This is a genomic window from Pseudotabrizicola sp. L79 (genome assembly GCF_036553525.1).
Classification (GTDB): domain Bacteria; phylum Pseudomonadota; class Alphaproteobacteria; order Rhodobacterales; family Rhodobacteraceae; genus Pseudotabrizicola.
On the sequence record NZ_JAZHDA010000052.1, the window covers coordinates 309,988 to 326,966 of the forward strand.

Annotated in this window: 30 protein-coding genes; all 30 read right to left on the reverse strand. The window is 59.3% G+C overall.

Annotated elements, in window-relative coordinates; genetic code table 11:
- Window positions 1-120 precede the first annotated feature (120 nt).
- A complete protein-coding gene (gene rplQ / locus V3C85_RS14735) occupies window positions 121-537 on the reverse strand; it encodes a 50S ribosomal protein L17 (RefSeq protein ID WP_331795973.1) in 417 nt (138 codons plus the stop codon).
- Between the two features lie 182 nt (window positions 538-719).
- Window positions 720-1,736: a DNA-directed RNA polymerase subunit alpha gene (locus tag V3C85_RS14740; protein ID WP_331795974.1), complete on the reverse strand. Its 1,017-nt coding sequence runs from the start codon at window positions 1,734-1,736 to the stop codon at window positions 720-722.
- A gap of 119 nt (window positions 1,737-1,855) precedes the next feature.
- Complete coding sequence (rpsK, locus tag V3C85_RS14745; RefSeq protein ID WP_331795975.1) at window positions 1,856-2,248, reverse strand: 30S ribosomal protein S11; 393 nt, start codon at window positions 2,246-2,248, stop codon at window positions 1,856-1,858.
- Window positions 2,249-2,263: 15 nt separating this feature from the next.
- Window positions 2,264-2,632 carry a 30S ribosomal protein S13 gene (gene rpsM / locus V3C85_RS14750; RefSeq protein WP_331795977.1) on the reverse strand — a complete coding sequence of 123 codons (369 nt, stop codon included), beginning with the start codon at window positions 2,630-2,632 and terminating at the stop codon, window positions 2,264-2,266.
- Between the two features lie 175 nt (window positions 2,633-2,807).
- Entirely contained in the window at window positions 2,808-3,458 is a 651-nt protein-coding gene (locus V3C85_RS14755; protein ID WP_331795978.1) for an adenylate kinase, read from the reverse strand.
- Window positions 3,459-3,461: 3 nt separating this feature from the next.
- Window positions 3,462-4,820, reverse strand: coding sequence for a preprotein translocase subunit SecY (gene secY / locus V3C85_RS14760; RefSeq protein WP_331795979.1), 1,359 nt, complete (start codon window positions 4,818-4,820; stop codon window positions 3,462-3,464).
- A 102-nt stretch (window positions 4,821-4,922) separates the two neighbouring features.
- Window positions 4,923-5,396 (reverse strand): 50S ribosomal protein L15, encoded by a 474-nt coding sequence (rplO, locus tag V3C85_RS14765; RefSeq protein WP_331795980.1) that lies wholly within the window; start codon window positions 5,394-5,396, stop codon window positions 4,923-4,925.
- A gap of 206 nt (window positions 5,397-5,602) precedes the next feature.
- Window positions 5,603-5,989, reverse strand: coding sequence for an ectoine synthase (locus V3C85_RS14770; protein WP_331795981.1), 387 nt, complete (start codon window positions 5,987-5,989; stop codon window positions 5,603-5,605).
- A 121-nt stretch (window positions 5,990-6,110) separates the two neighbouring features.
- A complete protein-coding gene (gene rpmD, locus V3C85_RS14775; protein ID WP_331795982.1) occupies window positions 6,111-6,305 on the reverse strand; it encodes a 50S ribosomal protein L30 in 195 nt (64 codons plus the stop codon).
- 2 nt (window positions 6,306-6,307) lie between these two features.
- A complete protein-coding gene (gene rpsE, locus V3C85_RS14780) occupies window positions 6,308-6,868 on the reverse strand; it encodes a 30S ribosomal protein S5 (RefSeq protein ID WP_331795983.1) in 561 nt (186 codons plus the stop codon).
- Between the two features lie 113 nt (window positions 6,869-6,981).
- Window positions 6,982-7,341: a 50S ribosomal protein L18 gene (gene rplR / locus V3C85_RS14785; protein ID WP_331795984.1), complete on the reverse strand. Its 360-nt coding sequence runs from the start codon at window positions 7,339-7,341 to the stop codon at window positions 6,982-6,984.
- Window positions 7,342-7,352: 11 nt separating this feature from the next.
- On the reverse strand, window positions 7,353-7,886 hold the full coding sequence (gene rplF / locus V3C85_RS14790) for a 50S ribosomal protein L6 (RefSeq protein ID WP_331795985.1): 534 nt from the start codon (window positions 7,884-7,886) through the stop codon (window positions 7,353-7,355).
- Window positions 7,887-7,896: 10 nt separating this feature from the next.
- A complete protein-coding gene (gene rpsH, locus V3C85_RS14795; protein WP_331795987.1) occupies window positions 7,897-8,295 on the reverse strand; it encodes a 30S ribosomal protein S8 in 399 nt (132 codons plus the stop codon).
- A gap of 12 nt (window positions 8,296-8,307) precedes the next feature.
- The gene (gene rpsN / locus V3C85_RS14800) at window positions 8,308-8,613 is read right to left on the reverse strand and encodes a 30S ribosomal protein S14 (protein WP_331795989.1); all 306 of its coding nucleotides are present in this window, start codon (window positions 8,611-8,613) and stop codon (window positions 8,308-8,310) included.
- 18 nt (window positions 8,614-8,631) lie between these two features.
- Complete coding sequence (rplE, locus tag V3C85_RS14805) at window positions 8,632-9,192, reverse strand: 50S ribosomal protein L5 (protein WP_331795990.1); 561 nt, start codon at window positions 9,190-9,192, stop codon at window positions 8,632-8,634.
- Window positions 9,192-9,497, reverse strand: a complete 306-nt coding sequence (gene rplX / locus V3C85_RS14810; RefSeq protein WP_331795991.1) for a 50S ribosomal protein L24 — start codon at window positions 9,495-9,497, stop codon at window positions 9,192-9,194. The genes rplE and rplX overlap by 1 nt, the downstream gene beginning before the upstream one ends.
- Complete coding sequence (rplN, locus tag V3C85_RS14815) at window positions 9,497-9,865, reverse strand: 50S ribosomal protein L14 (protein ID WP_013066055.1); 369 nt, start codon at window positions 9,863-9,865, stop codon at window positions 9,497-9,499. The genes rplX and rplN overlap by 1 nt, the downstream gene beginning before the upstream one ends.
- Before the next feature lie 83 nt (window positions 9,866-9,948).
- Window positions 9,949-10,182: a 30S ribosomal protein S17 gene (rpsQ, locus tag V3C85_RS14820; protein ID WP_331796015.1), complete on the reverse strand. Its 234-nt coding sequence runs from the start codon at window positions 10,180-10,182 to the stop codon at window positions 9,949-9,951.
- A gap of 12 nt (window positions 10,183-10,194) precedes the next feature.
- Window positions 10,195-10,395 (reverse strand): 50S ribosomal protein L29, encoded by a 201-nt coding sequence (rpmC, locus tag V3C85_RS14825; RefSeq protein ID WP_331796016.1) that lies wholly within the window; start codon window positions 10,393-10,395, stop codon window positions 10,195-10,197.
- A 157-nt stretch (window positions 10,396-10,552) separates the two neighbouring features.
- Window positions 10,553-11,173, reverse strand: a complete 621-nt coding sequence (locus V3C85_RS14830) for a TIGR02466 family protein (RefSeq protein ID WP_331796017.1) — start codon at window positions 11,171-11,173, stop codon at window positions 10,553-10,555.
- An 86-nt stretch (window positions 11,174-11,259) separates the two neighbouring features.
- Window positions 11,260-11,673 (reverse strand): 50S ribosomal protein L16, encoded by a 414-nt coding sequence (gene rplP, locus V3C85_RS14835; protein WP_331796019.1) that lies wholly within the window; start codon window positions 11,671-11,673, stop codon window positions 11,260-11,262.
- A gap of 14 nt (window positions 11,674-11,687) precedes the next feature.
- The gene (rpsC, locus tag V3C85_RS14840) at window positions 11,688-12,404 is read right to left on the reverse strand and encodes a 30S ribosomal protein S3 (RefSeq protein ID WP_331796021.1); all 717 of its coding nucleotides are present in this window, start codon (window positions 12,402-12,404) and stop codon (window positions 11,688-11,690) included.
- Entirely contained in the window at window positions 12,404-12,784 is a 381-nt protein-coding gene (gene rplV / locus V3C85_RS14845) for a 50S ribosomal protein L22 (protein ID WP_331796022.1), read from the reverse strand. Before rplV ends, rpsC begins: the two co-directional genes overlap by 1 nt.
- Window positions 12,785-12,787: 3 nt before the next feature.
- Entirely contained in the window at window positions 12,788-13,066 is a 279-nt protein-coding gene (gene rpsS / locus V3C85_RS14850) for a 30S ribosomal protein S19 (protein ID WP_331796023.1), read from the reverse strand.
- 3 nt (window positions 13,067-13,069) lie between these two features.
- Complete coding sequence (rplB, locus tag V3C85_RS14855; protein ID WP_331796024.1) at window positions 13,070-13,909, reverse strand: 50S ribosomal protein L2; 840 nt, start codon at window positions 13,907-13,909, stop codon at window positions 13,070-13,072.
- A 581-nt stretch (window positions 13,910-14,490) separates the two neighbouring features.
- Window positions 14,491-14,787 (reverse strand): 50S ribosomal protein L23, encoded by a 297-nt coding sequence (locus V3C85_RS14860; RefSeq protein ID WP_331796025.1) that lies wholly within the window; start codon window positions 14,785-14,787, stop codon window positions 14,491-14,493.
- A complete protein-coding gene (rplD, locus tag V3C85_RS14865; RefSeq protein WP_331796026.1) occupies window positions 14,784-15,404 on the reverse strand; it encodes a 50S ribosomal protein L4 in 621 nt (206 codons plus the stop codon). The genes V3C85_RS14860 and rplD overlap by 4 nt, the downstream gene beginning before the upstream one ends.
- Entirely contained in the window at window positions 15,401-16,264 is an 864-nt protein-coding gene (rplC, locus tag V3C85_RS14870) for a 50S ribosomal protein L3 (RefSeq protein ID WP_331796027.1), read from the reverse strand. Before rplC ends, rplD begins: the two co-directional genes overlap by 4 nt.
- A gap of 12 nt (window positions 16,265-16,276) precedes the next feature.
- Window positions 16,277-16,585, reverse strand: a complete 309-nt coding sequence (rpsJ, locus tag V3C85_RS14875) for a 30S ribosomal protein S10 (RefSeq protein ID WP_023666234.1) — start codon at window positions 16,583-16,585, stop codon at window positions 16,277-16,279.
- Between the two features lie 114 nt (window positions 16,586-16,699).
- Window positions 16,700-16,979: EF-Tu C-terminal domain-related protein (locus V3C85_RS14880; RefSeq protein WP_445941961.1), on the reverse strand; the 280-nt coding region annotated here is incomplete at its 5' end.

Consider the following 16,979-nt stretch of genomic DNA (forward strand, 5'->3'; position numbering starts at 1 on the left):
TTTGGGGCGGATATTGCACCCGTCAGGCCAGAAAACAACTGCCGCGCACGGCATCGTGCCCCGAAAGAAAAAGCCCCGTCGGATGACGGGGCTTTCTGAACCTAGCGACGGGTGATCAAATCACTCGGCGTCGTTGGCAGCTTCTTCGCGGGCCTTGTCGGCAGCGCCTTTGGCCGAAGTGTCACGATCAACGAATTCGATGATCGCCATCGGGGCCATATCGCCATAGCGGAAGCCCGCTTTCAGCACGCGCACATAACCACCGGCGCGGTCTTTGTAACGCGGGCCAAGGATTTCGAACAGACGGGCCACATACTGATCTTGCTTCAGCTGGGCAGCAGCCTGACGGCGAGCATGCAGATCGCCGCGCTTGGCCAGCGTGATCAGCTTTTCGATGATCGGACGCAATTCCTTGGCCTTGGGCAAGGTGGTCTTGATCTGCTCGTGCTCGATCAGCGAACCCGCCATGTTGGCAAACATTGCCTTGCGGTGTTCGTGGGTGCGGTTCAGCTTGCGATAGCCGTTTGAGTGACGCATGGAACTCTCCTTTTCGCGTTTTACTTTGTCCGGCGGACCTACGTTTGGTCCCGCTCACCTTGGGGTCATGCGACCCATGTTTTCCCCGGCTGACCGGGCATTTGCCGGGGGGCGATGATCGCCACCCGAAGCCTTTGTGCAACCCAACCCCGACCCTTACAGGCCGGCATCGGCTGCATCCATCAGAACTGGTCTTCGAAACGCTTGGCCAGATCTTCGATGTTTTCTGGCGGCCAATCTTCGACTTCCATGCCAAGGTGCAGACCCATACCCGACAGCACTTCCTTGATCTCGTTCAAGGACTTGCGGCCGAAGTTCGGAGTGCGCAGCATCTCGGCTTCGGTCTTCTGGATCAGATCGCCGATGTAAACGATGTTGTCGTTCTTCAGGCAGTTGGCCGAACGCACCGAAAGTTCCAACTCGTCCACTTTCTTGAGCAGCAGCGGGTTGAATTCGAGGCCGGTGTCAATTTCACCCGCCTTGGCCGATTCCGGTTCGTCGAAGTTGACGAAGATCGACAGCTGGTCTTGCAGAATGCGCGCAGCATAGGCCACGGCATCATCCGGTGTCAGGCTGCCATCGGTTTCGATTTTCATCGTCAGCTTGTCATAGTCCAGCACCTGACCTTCACGGGTCGGCTGCACTTCGTAGCTGACTTTCTTGACCGGCGAATAGATCGCATCAATCGGGATCAGACCGATCGGCGCATCTTCGGGGCGGTTCTTGTCGGCCGAGACATAGCCCTTGCCGGTGTTCACCGTCAGTTCCATGAAAACATCGGCGCCATCATCAAGGTGGCAGATCACATGGTCCTTGTTCAGAACCTCGATCCCGTTCGATTCCGAAATGTCGCCAGCGGTCACGACGCCCGGGCCCTTGGCCGAAATCGACAAGCGCTTCGGCCCTTCGACTTCCATCTTCAGCGACACGCCTTTCAGGTTCAGAACGATGTCGGTCACGTCTTCACGCACACCCGCCACCGACGAAAACTCGTGCAGCACGTTGTCGATCTGCACGCTGGTGATGGCCCCGCCTTGCAGGCTGCTCATCAGCACGCGGCGCAATGCGTTGCCCAGCGTCAGACCAAAGCCGCGCTCCAGCGGTTCTGCGATCACGGTCGCCACGCGCGACGGATCAGCACCTGGTTTGACAACCAGTTGCGTCGGTTTGATCAGTTCTTGCCAGTTCTTATGGATCATGCTGTCGCCTCCATTCTTGTCTTTTGGCCCATGTCCAGAAAGCCGAAAGACGCCCGAGGGTCCTTGAATACCGAAATCGGGCCGCGCGACTTCGCACGGCCCGACCTATCTTGAACGAATTAGACGCGGCGACGCTTGGGCGGCCGGCAACCGTTGTGGGCCAGCGGCGTGACATCGCGGATCGACGTGATCACGAAGCCAACAGCGGCCAAAGCGCGCAAAGCCGATTCACGGCCCGAACCCGGACCCTGCACTTCGACTTCCAGCGTTTTCACGCCGTGATCTTGCGCCTTGCGACCAGCATCCTCGGCAGCCATCTGGGCGGCATAGGGGGTCGATTTCCGCGACCCCTTGAAGCCCATCGTGCCAGCCGACGACCACGAGATCGCATTGCCCTGCACGTCAGAAATCAGGATCTTGGTGTTGTTGAACGACGAGTTCACATGCGCCACACCGGTGGCGATGTTCTTGCGTTCTTTCCGCTTAGCGCGGACTTTGGTATCGCGTGCCATATCTGATGCCCTCCCTTACTTCTTCTTGCCGGCGATCGGCTTGGCCGGGCCCTTGCGGGTGCGGGCGTTGGTATGGGTGCGCTGACCGCGGACCGGCAGGCCCTTGCGGTGACGCAGGCCGCGATAGCAGCCAAGGTCCATCAGACGCTTGATGTTCATCGAAACTTCACGACGCAGGTCACCTTCAACGGTGAAGTTCGCGTCGATATATTCGCGGATCGCCAGAACTTCAGCATCCGACAACTGGTTGACGCGACGGGCGCGATCAATGTTCAGGGCTTCGCAGATCGTCTCTGCGTTCTTCTGGCCAATACCGGTGATATACTGAAGCGCAATCGGAACGCGCTTTTGGGTGGGAATGTTGACGCCAGCAATACGTGCCACGCGTGTTTCCTTTTCTTGGTTGCGGTTCCGTAGCCCCAGAACCTTTTTTCACAACTCCGCCGGGGCAGCACCCCTTTGGACCGAATCCCGAAATGGGAGACCACAGCGATTCCGCTGCAGGACGCCGTGCTTTATGGGCAATCGCCCTGCCCGTCAAGGGCAAGGCGCGGCTATTTCATGCTTTGTCAAGAATTTTCGCAATGGCAGCGGCCACGCTGTCCATTTCGGCCAGGCCATCAACCGATGACAGATTGCCCTTGGCATAGTAATAGCCAATCAGAGGCGAGGTTTTCTTGTAATATTCCATCAGCCGGGTCTTCAACGCATCGGCATTGTCATCGGCCCGGCGCTTCAGGTCATGGCTGCCACAACTGTCGCAGGTGCCCTCGACCTTGGTCGGGCGGGTCTGGTCGTGATAGACCTCGCCGCAGGCGCCGCAGGTAAAGCGGCCGGTGATCCGCGCCACAAGCGCAGCATCGTCCACCTGCATCTCGATCACAGCGCCCAGACCCTGCCCCCGGCGCGCCAGCAGCGCCCCCAGGGCATCCGCCTGTTTCAGCGTGCGGGGAAAGCCGTCAAAGATAAAGCCACCGGGCGCGCCCTGCTCCAGCTTTTCCTCGATCAGCCCGATCACGATCTCATCCGTCACCAGCTCGCCGCGGTCCATCACCTCGGCCACCCGGCGCCCCATTTCGGTGCCGCTGGTCTTGGCTTCCCGCAGCATGTCGCCGGTCGAAAGCTGAACCATGCCACGCGTCTCGACCAGTCGCTTGGCCTGCGTTCCCTTACCTGCCCCCGGGGGGCCCAGAAGAATGATGTTCACCATGGATCAACGCCGTGCCGGAGCCTTGGAGCCGCTGCGCTTTTTACCCCGCAGTTGCGATTTCTCGATCAGCCCTTCGTATTGATGGGCCAGCAAATGCGACTGCACCTGATTGATGGTATCCATCGTCACCGAGACAACGATCAGAACCGACGTGCCGCCAAAGTAGAACGGAATGGCAAACTGGCTGCGCAGAATTTCCGGCAACAGGCAGACAGCCGCAAGATAGGCCGCGCCCAGAACCATGACGCGCGTCACGACATATTCCAGATATTCCTCGGTCTTCTTGCCGGGGCGGATACCGGGGATAAAGCCGTTCTGGTTCTTCAGGTTGTCAGCCACCTCATCCACCTTGAAGGCGACGTTGTAGGTGTAGAAATAGGTGAAGAACACGATCATCGCCGTAAAGAACAGCAGATACAGCGGCTGACCCGGCCCGAAATAGGCCAGAATGGTCGACATGATCGGCCCGGTGTTCGAATGCGAGAAAGTGGCAATGGTGGTCGGCAGCAACAGCAGCGACGAGGCAAAGATCGCCGGAATCACACCTGCGGGGTTCACCTTGACGGGCAGATGCGACGACCCGCCATCATAAACCTTCATCCCGACCTGACGGCGGGGATACTGGATGTGGATCTTGCGCAGCGCGCGTTCCATGAACACCACAAAGGCGATTACGGCCACAACCATCACGATCACCCCCACAATCACCGCAGGCGACAAGGCGCCCGACCGGCCCTGGCTCAGGAACTGGGCCAAAGCCGCCGGAATTTCAGCGACGATGCCAACGAAAATGATCAGCGAAATACCGTTGCCGATGCCGCGGGCGGTGATCTGCTCCCCCAGCCACATCAGGAACATGGTGCCGCCTACCAGGGTGATCACACAGGCCGCCTTGAAGAACAGGCCCGGATCATGCGCCAAACCACCGGCTTCGATAGACACAGCAATGCCCCAGGCCTGGAATGTGGCCAGAAACACGGTGCCATAGCGCGTGTATTGGTTAATCTTCTTGCGCCCCTGCTCGCCCTCTTTCTTCAACTGCTCCAGCGCCGGCACCATGCTGGCCAGCAACTGAACAATGATCGAAGCCGAGATATACGGCATGATGCCAAGCGCAAAGATGCCCATGCGGCTGATCGCGCCACCCGTGAACATGTTCAGGATGCCACCGATCCCGGCACCGGCGCTCTCCATGAACTCGCGCAACTGAACGCCATCGATGCCTGGCACCGGAATATAGGTGCCCAGCCGGTATACGATCAGCAGGCCAAGGGTAAAGAAGATGCGGGCGCGAAGGTCGGTCGCCTTGCCAAGGGCGGACCAGCTCAGGTTCGCGGCCATTTGCTCTGCGGCAGATGCCATGTCGGGTCTCTTTCATGGACAGCGCCGCCGAACCGTTTTCCGGTCGGCGGCGCGGGAAAACTGTTGGATGATGTAAGCGGTCCTGCGACCGCTCACAACTCTTTATTCAGCTGCAGCCACCGAAGAAACGGTGAGCGAGCCGCCGGCGGCCTTCACAGCCTCGACAGCAGCAGCCGATGCACCGGTCACAACCAGCTTGACGGCCGACTTGATCTCGCCCTTGTTCAGGATGCGGATGCCATCACGCTTGTTGGTGGTCAGGCCAGCGGCAACCAAAGCATCTTCGGTGATGTCGGCCTTGATGTCCAACTTGCCCAGGCCGATGAATTTCTCGATCAGGCCCAGGTTGACGACCGCATATTCCTTGCGGTTCGGCTTGGTAAAGCCGCGCTTGGGCAAGCGGCGGTACAGCGGCATCTGGCCGCCTTCGTAGCCACCCAAAGCCACGCCCGAACGCGACTTCTGACCCTTGATACCACGGCCAGCGGTCTTGCCTTTGCCCGAACCCGGGCCGCGTGCCACGCGCTTTTGCTTCGGGGCGGCACCGGCGTTATCGCGCAGTTCATTCAATTTCATGTCGCATACTCCTTGGCCGGAACTGCCCAACCTGCGACGGAGAGGGCAAACACGGCATTTCTTGATGATTCCAGTGGCAACAGGGGCCACCGGGGGCGCATACACGACCCTGCCCCCCTTGGCAAGGGATAGGGCAGGCATCGCCTTGCACCGGTGCACCCCAAAGCCCCTATGGGGTTCGGCGCACGGTGCGTCCTGAAAAACGCTCAGCCCGCTGCTGCCGGGTAACTGCCCGTCGCATCATGTTTTTCCTGCCCGGTCAGGGCCGGTGTGAAAATGCAGATGATCCGCATATCCGTCACGGCCCGCAACAGATGCGCCTCGTGCTGATCCAGCACATACACCGTTCCGGGCCCCAGCGGGAATACCTCGCCCGTTGCAATCGCCTCGACATATCCCTGCCCTTCGATGACATAGTTTGTCTCGACGTGATTCTTGTATTCCAACCGCTGCACACTGCCGGCTGTGCAGATCGTATCATGCAGGGAATACCCCAGGCCATCAGAGGCCAGTAAAACACGGCGGCTTTCAAAGGCGTCGCCCTTCACATGGGCGGCGGTGTTCAAAACAGACTCAAGCGTGCGAACGATCATGGCGGGCCTCTGGTTGATGTTCCCCAGACCATAGCCGCAAACGCAAAAAGGGAAACGCCCCGCGGTTTCCCACGGGGCGCAATTCACAATCAAACGCATTCGGGTCAGGCCCGTCTGACGCTTAGCCGCGCTCTTCGATGATCTTCACAAGATGCGAGATCTTGTTGACCATGCCGCGGATCGAAGGCGTATCCTCCAGTTCGCGGGTGCGGTTCATCTTGTTCAGACCCAGACCCTTCAGGGTTGCCGTCTGAATGGCCGGGCGGCGGGCGGCCGAAGCCACCTGCTGCACAACGATGGTTTTCTTGGCGGTCATGATCAGGCCTCCGTCACTTCAGCTTCGGGCTTTTTCAGGATCTCAGCCACCTTCTTGCCGCGGCGCGAGGCCACCGAGCGAGGCGACGATTCCTTTTTCAGGCCGTCAATGGTTGCGCGGATCATGTTATAGGGGTTCTGCGAGCCGATCGACTTCGCAACAACGTCCTGAATCCCAAGCATCTCGAACACGGCGCGCATCGGACCACCGGCGATGATACCGGTACCGGCAACAGCCGTCCGCATCACAACCTTGCCAGCGCCATGACGGCCTTCCTGGTCGTGGTGCAGCGTGCGCGAATCTTTCAGCGGCACACGGATCATCTGGCGCTTGGCCTGTTCCGTTGCCTTGCGGATCGCCTCGGGCACTTCCTTGGCTTTACCTTTGCCAAAGCCGACGCGGCCACGCTGGTCGCCGACAACAACAAGGGCTGCAAAGCCAAAGCGCTTACCACCCTTCACGGTTTTCGAGACGCGGTTGATCGCAACAAGACGATCGGCGAATTCCGGGGTTTCTTCGCGCGCATCGTTGCGGCGATCCCGACGGTTTTCACGTTCTGCCATAGGGCATTCCTTTCGTGAATGGCGTGGTGTCACGCCCATTGACTCCAATCCTGGTGGGCGCGCCAACGGCACGCCCCCGGATCATCGGGGGGACGCGAACGTCCCCCACCAAATCAGAACTTCAGGCCACCTTCACGGGCAGCATCGGCCAAAGCCTTGATTTTGCCGTGGAAAAGGAAACCGCCACGGTCGAAATAGCACTCTTCGACCCCGGCTTTCTTGGCCCGTTCTGCAATCGCAGCGCCGATCTTGGCCGCAGCCTCGACGTTGTTCTTGCCAACGACGCCCAGATCTTTCTCGAGCGACGAGGCAGCGGCCACAGTGACCCCCTTCACGTCGTCGATCAGCTGGACGCTGATGTTCTTGGAAGACCGGTGAACCGACAGGCGCAGGCGCCCGTTGGCCATCGACTTGATCTTGTTCCGTACGCGCAGGCGGCGCTTGAGGAACAGCTCTCTTTTGTTGTTCGCCATCATCGCCACCCTTACTTCTTCTTGCCTTCCTTGCGGAAGATGTACTCACCCTTATAGCGGATGCCTTTGCCCTTGTAGGGCTCGGGCTGACGCCATTCACGGATGTTCGCTGCAACTTGGCCAACAAGCTGTTGGTCAATGCCTTCCACAACGATTTCAGTTTGCTTCGGGACCGCCACAGTGACGCCCTTCGGCACGTCGAAGTTCACTTCGTGCGAATAGCCGAGCGACAGCTTCAGAACATTGCCGGCCATCGCAGCGCGGTAACCCACACCTTGAATCTCAAGCTCTTTCTTGAAGCCGGTCGTGACGCCGGTCACCAGGTTTTCCACCATGGACCGGGCCATGCCCCACTGCTGGCGCGCACGCTTGGAGGTGCCGCGAGGCGCCACCTTCACAGCGTCGTTTTCAACAGTAATGGTCACGTCGTCCGTCGCAGTAAAGCTGCGGGTGCCTTTCGGCCCCTTCACTTCAATGGTCTGGCCGCTGATCGTGGCGGAAACGCCCTTGACCAGCTCGACGGGTTTTTTGCCGATACGAGACATTCAACCCTCCTTAGAACACGGTGCAGAGCACTTCGCCGCCAACATTGGCGGACCGTGCTGCTGCATCGGACATGACGCCTTTCGGCGTGGAGACGATGGAAACGCCAAGGCCATTACGGACCGAGGGGATATCCTTGACACCCATATAAACGCGACGGCCAGGCTTGGACACGCGCTTGAGTTCACGGATCACCGGTTCGCCTTCGTAGTATTTCAGCGAAATGGTGAATTCGCCCTGACCGTTCGGGGTCGAAGCTTTTTCATAGCCGCGGATATAACCTTCCGACAGCAGCACATCCAGAACACGGCCGCGCAGCGTCGAAGCCGGCGTCATGACAGTGGATTTGCCGCGCAGTTGGGCGTTGCGGATTCGGGTCAGCATATCGCCGATAGGATCATTCACAGGCATCTCTGCTCTCCCTTACCAGCTGGACTTGACCATGCCCGGGATCTGACCAAACGAGGCCAGTTCACGCAGCATGATCCGCGACAGTTTCAGCTTACGATAGTAAGCATGCGGGCGGCCCGTCAGCTGGCAGCGGTTGTGCAGACGCACAGCAGACGAGTTGCGGGGCAGTTCAGCCAGTTTCAGGGTGGCGCGGAAGCGCTCTTCCATCGGCTTGCTTTGGTCGTCGATCACCGCTTTCAGGGAAGCGCGCTTGCCAGCATATTGCTTGACCAGCTTGGCGCGTTTCACTTCGCGGTTCACCATGGATTTTTTTGCCATATCTCTGGGTCCTCGCGATTACGACGTGAAGGGCATGTTGAAATGCTTCAACAGCGCCTTGGCTTCTGCGTCGGTCTTGGCGGTGGTGCACATGATGATGTCCATGCCAAGCACTTCGTCCACCTTGTCAAAGTCGATCTCGGTGAACACGATGTGTTCTTTCAGGCCCATGGCATAGTTGCCACGGCCGTCAAACGAGGTGCCTTTCACGCCGCGGAAGTCGCGAACGCGGGGCAGAGCGACGTTGATCAGACGGTCGAGGAATTCATACATACGGTCGCCACGCAGGGTAACTTTGCACCCCAGCGGCATTTCTTCACGCACGCGGAAACCAGCGATCGATTTCTTGGCATGGGTCACAACAGCCTTCTGGCCGGCGATCAGCGTCAGGTCTTCGGCTGCCTGTTTCACCTTTTTGGTGTCTTTGACAGCTTCGCCAACGCCCATGTTCAGAACGATCTTGTCCAGACGAGGGATCATCAGGTCGTTCTTGTAGCCGAACTCTTCTTTCATCGCAGGGCGAATGGTCGAAGCGTAAACGGCCTTAAGACGCGGAGTGTAAGTGGCTTGATCCAGCATCAGATCGCCTCCCCGGTGGTCTTGGCAAAACGCACCTTCTTGTCGCCTTCCATACGGAAACCGACGCGGGTGGCCTTACCTTCTTTGTCCATCAAAGCAAGGTTCGACAGGTCGATCGGCATTGCCTTCGGCATGCGGCCACCCTGGGCACCAGCAGATTGCTTGGTGTGACGGATCGCAACATTGATGCCTTCGACAACGGCCTTGCCGTCCTTGGGCGAGACAGAGGTGATTTCCCCCTTCTTGCCCTTGTCCTTGCCGGTGAGGACGATCACGGTATCGCCCTTTTTAAGTTTCGCAGCCATCAGAGCACCTCCGGAGCCAGCGAGATGATCTTCATGAAGTTCTTGGCGCGAAGTTCACGCACAACCGGCCCGAAGATACGCGTGCCCACCGGTTCACCCTGGTTGTTCAGGATGACGGCAGCGTTGCGGTCAAAACGGATGGCGGTGCCGTCTTCACGGCGAACTTCCTTGGCGGTGCGAACGACCACGGCTTTACGCACGTCGCCTTTTTTCACACGGCCTTTCGGAATGGCTTCTTTGACCGACACCACGATGATGTCGCCCACAGAAGCATAGCGGCGGTGCGAACCGCCCAGAACCTTGATGCACTGAACTCGGCGAGCGCCAGAGTTATCAGCAACATCCAGATTGGTCTGCATCTGGATCATAGGGTTACTCCCGACCTTTGGAGACAGTCATGCAGGTGACGGCCCCAGGGTTTCGATTGCCGCAAGACAATGGTGAGGGGGCCTCAGGCCCCGACAACCACGGTCCAGCGCTTGGTTTTCGAAATCGGCGCACATTCTTCGATACGAACGGTGTCACCAACCTTGAATTTGTTTTCCGCATCATGAGCACGATATTTCTTCGACTTACGAACGGTTTTTTGCAGCAACGGGTGCTTGAAGCGACGCTCGACCAGAACCGTGATGGTCTGTTCGTTCTTGTCCGAGGTCACGACGCCTTGAAGGATACGCTTGGGCATGGGTTTGACCTCTTACTTCGCTGCTTCAGCAGCTTTTTGATTGAGAACGGTCAGCACACGGGCAGCGTCACGACGGACGGCGCGCATGCGGGCGGTGTTCTCAAGCTGGTTCGTTGCGGCCTGGAAGCGCAGATTGAAGGCTTCCTTTTTCAGTGAAACAAGCTGATCACGCAGCTGGTCCGGCGTTTTGCCGTGCAGTTCTTTGGCGTTCATGCGCCTCTTCCTTTTCTCAATCACCAGAAAGCCCCTGAGTCAGGGTAACTTTGAACCCGGTGGATCAATGATAGACCAAAGATTCCGAGTCGCCTCGGAACCGCTGGATGCGTTCCTATAGGGGGGAAGGCCCAGCGGGGCAAGCACAATCTGCCCTTCAGGCCCAACCATAGTTGAAACTGACCGAGATCCGCTCTTCTTCCGACATGTTCATCGGCACTTCATGGCGCAGCCAGCTTTCCCACAGCAGCACATCGCCCACCACCGGCGCGACATAGACAAACTGCCGCAGTTCCTCGGGCGCCTCCTTGCGGCGCAGGGGTGACATCATCATCATCGGCAGCCGCGGGTCTTCCAGCTTCAGCGAGCTGGTGCCCTCGGGCATCTGCACATAGGTGGTGCCCGAAATCACCGAATGCGGGTGAATATGGCTGGCATGCGTTCCCCCCTCGGGCAGAATGTTGATCCACAGGGCGTTCAGCTTCAGCTTCTTGCCATCCAGATCAAAGGCCAGATCGTCACAAAACGCCGCCACATGCTTGTCCAGCGCGGCTTCCAGCGCCTTGAAGATCGGAAAGCGCCAGGGCAGATCATCCAGCGAGGCATAAGAGGTATAGCCCGGATAGCCATTCGCCTCACACCAATCCTGCCCGGCCTCGTCATCCTCGGCAATGGCATTGCACGAGGCAGCCAGCTCTTCGTAATCGACCTTTTTCTTGGCCAGATCGTTCAGCCTGGCGCGATACAACTTGGTGACGAACAGCGATGTGGTGGGCATGTCTTCCTCGGGGGGCTTTGAAACAAAAAGCCCCCGCCGTTTCCAGCGGGGGCCGATAGCGTAGGTCGGGCTTCAGCCCGACAGCCTTACCAGTCCTCGCGAGCGACGACGCGGGTCGTGACCGGAAGCTTCATGGCACCAAGGCGCAGGGCCTCGCGCGCGATGACTTCCGACACACCGTCGATCTCGAACATGATACGGCCCGGCTTGACCTTGGCGACCCACCGGTCAACCGAGCCCTTACCTTTACCCATACGCACTTCGATGGGCTTGGCCGAAACCGGCAGATCCGGGAAAATCCGAATCCAGACGCGGCCTTGACGCTTCATGTGACGGGTGATCGCACGACGGGCTGCTTCGATCTGGCGTGCAGTCACACGCTCAGGTTCCGTAGCCTTGAGGGCGAACGAGCCGAAGTTCAGCAGGAAGCCGCCTTTGGCTTCGCCATGAATACGGCCCTTGTGCTGTTTGCGGAACTTTGTCCGTTTGGGTTGCAGCATTTCTTTCTACTCCCTTACGCGCGTTCGCGATCGCGACGCGGCTGACGAGGGGCTGCCCCTTCCTGTGCTTCCGCCGCACGGCGGTCACGGGCCTGGGGATCATGCTCCATGATCTCGCCTTTGAAGATCCACACCTTCACACCAATGATCCCGTAGGGGGTCTTGGCTTCCGACAGCGCATAGTCGATGTCGGCACGCAGGGTGTGCAACGGAACGCGGCCTTCACGATACCATTCGGTCCGTGCGATCTCGGCGCCGCCCAGACGGCCAGCGACGTTCACACGAATACCAAGGGCACCGATCCGCATGGCGTTTTGCACGCCGCGCTTCATGGCGCGACGGAACGACACGCGACGTTCCATCTGCTGGGCGATCGACTCGGCCACCAGTTGGGCGTCAAGTTCCGGCTTGCGCACTTCGACGATGTTCAGGTGCAGTTCCGACGAGGTGAAGGCCGACAGCTTCTTGCGAAGCGTTTCAATGTCAGCGCCTTTCTTGCCGATGATCACACCGGGGCGGGCAGCATGGATCGTCACGCGGCACTTCTTGTGCGGACGCTCGATGATCACGCGGCTGATGCCGGCCTGCTTGGCTTCCTCATGGATGAATTCGCGCATCTTGAGGTCTTCCAGCAGCAGGTTGCCATAGTCTTTCGACTCTGCAAACCAACGGCTATCCCAGGTCCGGTTGACCTGCAGGCGCATCCCGATCGGGTTTACCTTCTGTCCCATTATGCCGACTCCCCGGTCTGACGCACCTTGATGGTGATTTCGCTGAACGGCTTCATGATCTTGCCGAAACGGCCACGAGCCCGCGGACGGCCCCGCTTCATCACAAGGTTCTTGCCGCACCAGGCTTCGGCGACGATCAGATTATCGACGTCCAGGCCGTGGTTGTTCTCAGCGTTTGCAATCGCCGACTGCAGGCACTTCTTCACGTCCTGCGCGATCCGGCGCTTCGAGAAGGTCAGATCGGCCAAAGCCTTTTCAACCTTCTTGCCGCGGATCAGACCGGCAACGAGATTCAGTTTCTGCGGCGAGGTGCGAAGCATGCGGCTGATCGCCATTGCTTCGTTGTCCGCCACGCGGCGCGGATTCTTTTCCTTACCCATGGCTTACTTCCTCTTGGCTTTCTTGTCGGCGGCGTGACCGTAATAGGTCCGGGTCGGCGAATATTCACCGAACTTCTGGCCGATCATATCTTCGGTAACGGCAACCGGAATGTGCTTTTGGCCGTTGTAGACGCCAAAGGTCAAACCCACGAATTGCGGCAGGATGGTGGAACGACGCGACCAGATCTTGATCACTTCGCTTTTGCCCGACTCGCGCGCTTTTTCGGCCTTTTTCAGGACGTAGCCATCGACGAACGGGCCTTTCCAAATAGAACGTGACATGGATTAGCGCCCTTTTTTCTTGGCGTGACGCGAGCGGACGATGTACTTGTCCGTCTCTTTGTTCGACCGGGTGCGGTTGCCCTTGGTGCCCTTGCCCCACGGGGTAACCGGGTGACGGCCACCCGAGGTCCGGCCTTCACCACCACCGTGCGGGTGGTCGATCGGGTTCATAGCCACGCCGCGAACGGTCGGACGCACACCCATGTGGCGCTTACGACCGGCTTTGCCGAGGTTCTGGTTCGAATGGTCAGCGTTCGACACGGCACCGATGGCAGCCATGCATTCCTGACGCACCATGCGCAGCTCGCCCGACGACAGGCGGATCTGGGCATAGCCACCGTCACGGCCGACGAACTGGGCATAGGTGCCAGCTGCACGGGCCAACTGACCGCCCTTGCCAGGCTTCAGTTCGACGTTGTGAACAATGGTCCCGATCGGCATGCCCGAGAACGGCATGGCGTTGCCCGGCTTGACGTCGGTCTTGGCGCCAGCGATCACGCTGTCACCCACGGCCAGACGCTGCGGGGCCAGGATGTAGGACAATTCCCCATCCGCATATTTCACGAGCGCGATGAACGCGGTGCGGTTCGGATCGTATTCAATCCGCTCGACGACCGCAGCAATATCGAACTTGCGACGCTTGAAATCCACAATGCGATACAGACGCTTCGCGCCGCCGCCCTTGTGCCACATTGTGATACGTCCGGTGTTGTTCCGGCCACCAGTCTTGGTCAAACCCTCAACAAGGGCTTTGACCGGACGGCCTTTCCACAGCTCCGAACGGTCGATCAGAACCAGCCCACGCTGGCCAGGCGTCGTCGGCTTATACGACTTGAGTGCCATGCTTTCTGTCTTCCGTCAGCTAAAGGGTCTGCTGTTACAGACCCGCGTTATAGGGCCCCGAAGGTCCCCGGCTTACAGGGCCCCGAAGGTCCCCAGTCGAGGTTCCCAGCCAAGGCCAAGAACAACGGAAAAGCCCCGGAACGAATCCCGGGGCAAAACCGATGGGGTGCAATAGGCGGGTTGGGGGATGAGGTCAAGGGGTGTGACGCCAAATCAAAGGGCACATTCCAACATTCACACCCTGCCAGGCGACGGCGACATTAATCCCAGACCAATATCACCGTGACGAACATCAAAACTACGTACCCCACGACCAAAAGCGTGGCGCAGATCAAACCGCCCAAGAGAACTCTCAAGAGTCTTCCGACAAGCGGGCTTTGCGCCCTCTGTCTGGTTAAGAAACCGTATGAGCCACCAATCAGAGCACCGATGACCATAATCACGATGAAATCGAAATTAAAAAACATGTAGATCGCCCCAATAGTCGATGGGCTAACGGTAAGCGTAACGACAACAAAAGTCACTACAAAAGGCAAAAGGCCCCGCTTGCGCAGGGCCTTTTCTTTGGTTTGTCAAGACGATCAGAGTCCGGTGGACACGTCGATCGTGTTGCCCTCTTCAAGGGTGACATAGGCCTTTTTCTTGTCGCTGCGCTCGCCGGGGCGACCGCGGAAACGCTTGACCTTGCCCTTGGTGATGGTGGTGTTGACCGCCTTCACCTTCACACCAAAGACGGCCTCAACGGCCTCTTTGATCTGCGGCTTGGTCGCATCCATGGCAACCTGAAACACAACCGCACCATTTTCCGAGGCCATGGTGGCCTTTTCCGTGATGATCGGCTTTTTGATCAGGTCGTAATGTTGGGGTTTCGCGCTCATTTCAGACGAGCCTCCAGTGCTTCGAGGCCGGCCTTGGTGATGACCAGCGTGTCACGACGCAGGATGTCATAGACGTTTGCGCCCATCGTCGGCAGCACGTCGATGCCTTCCAGGTTGCGGGCAGCGGCGGCGAAGTTCTGGTCAACGGCAGCGCCGTCGATGATCAGAACGCGCTTCCAGCCCAACTCCTTGGCCTGCTTGGCAAGGATCGCGGTCTTGGCTTCCGCCATCGCCAGCGTATCCACGATCATCAGCTCACCCGCTTTGGCCTTGGCCGACAGCGCGTGGCGCAGACCCAAAGCACGCACCTTCTTGGGAAGGTCATGGGCGTGGCTGCGCGGGGTCGGGCCCTTGGTGACACCACCCTTGCGGAAGATCGGCGCCTTGCGCGACCCGTGGCGTGCGCCACCGGTGCCTTTTTGGCGGTAGATCTTCTTGGTCGAGTAGGACACTTCGGCGCGGGTCAGCGTCGAATGGGTGCCAGCCTGCGCCTTGGCGCGCTGCCACCGCACGACACGGTGCAGAATGTCTGCACGCGGGTCCAGACCGAACAGGGCTTCGTCCAGATCGATCGACCCGGCCGAGGCGCCATCAAGTTTGATCACGTCGAGTTTCATTTGTCGTCTCCCTTGCCTTCGCCGGCTTCGTGCTGCTCGGGCGACAGACGCTCTTCAACGCCCAACTCCTCGGCACGGGCTTCCTGCTGGGCCAGTGCGGCGGCTTCAGCGGCCTTGCGGGCGGCTTCTTCCTCGGCAGCAGCGGCAGCAGCAGCTTCGGCAGCAGCCGCAGCAGCAGCACGCGCAGCCGACCGCAGAGCAGCCGGACGGATCGCGCTCTCGGGCTCGGGCTTCTTCACCGCGTCCTTGATCGTGACCCAGCCACCTTTGGAACCGGGAACAGCGCCTTTGACCATGATCAGACCACGGTCAGCATCGGTGCGCACAACTTGCAGGTTCTGCGTGGTCACACGGACCGAACCCAGATGGCCAGCCATCTTCTTGCCCTTGAACACCTTGCCGGGGTCCTGGCACTGACCGGTCGAACCGTGCGAACGGTGCGAAACCGACACACCGTGCGAGGCCCGCAGACCGCCGAAGTTGTGACGCTTCATCGCACCGGCAAAACCTTTACCGATCGAGGTGCCCGCCACGTCAACGAACTGACCTGCGAAATAGTGATCCGCAATGATCTCTTCGCCGACTTCGATCAGGTTGTCCGGGGTCACCCGGAATTCCGCGATCTTACGCTTGGGTTCGACATTGGCCTTGGCGAAGTGGCCGCGCATGGCAGCCGAGGTCCGCTTGGCCTTGGCCGAGCCGACACCCAACTGAACGGCCGTGTAGCCGTCTTTGTCGGCGGTGCGTTGCGCCACGACCTGAAGGTTGTCGAGTTGAAGGACGGTCACAGGAACCTGCTTGCCATCCTCGAGGAACAGCCGGGTCATGCCCAGCTTCTTTGCAATAACGCCAGAGCGCATCGTGATGCCCCCTTACACTTTGATTTCGACGTCGACGCCAGCAGCGAGGTCGAGCTTCATCAGCGCGTCCACGGTCTGCGGGGTCGGATCGACGATATCGAGCAGACGCTTGTGCGTCCGGATTTCCCACTGGTCACGCGACTTCTTGTCGATGTGCGGACCGCGGAGAACGGTGAATTTCTCGATCTTGTTCGGCAGGGGAATCGGGCCGCGCACTTGGGCGCCGGTCCGCTTGGCCGTGTTGACGATTTCCTGGGTGCTGGCGTCCAGCACGCGGTAATCGAAGGCCTTCAGCCGAATGCGAATGGTTTGACCTTGCATTTCTTTGTCCTTCGGAACGTAAAACGGGCGCAAACGGCCCGTTCCATAGGTTCAGCTTGTTGTTATCAGGCAGGCAGGTGCGGCGCGCCGATTCGGGCGCGCCGCGGGTTCTTATCAGGCGATGATCTTGGACACAACGCCTGCGCCGACGGTGCGGCCGCCTTCGCGGATGGCGAAGCGCAGTTTTTCTTCCATCGCGATCGGGGCGATCAGCGTGACGTTGAACTTCAGGTTGTCGCCCGGCATCACCATTTCGGTGCCTTCCGGCAGTTCAACCGTGCCCGTCACGTCGGTCGTGCGGAAGTAGAACTGCGGACGGTAGTTCGCGAAGAACGGCGTGTGACGGCCGCCTTCTTCCTTGGTCAGGATATAGGCCTCGGCTTCGAACTTGGTG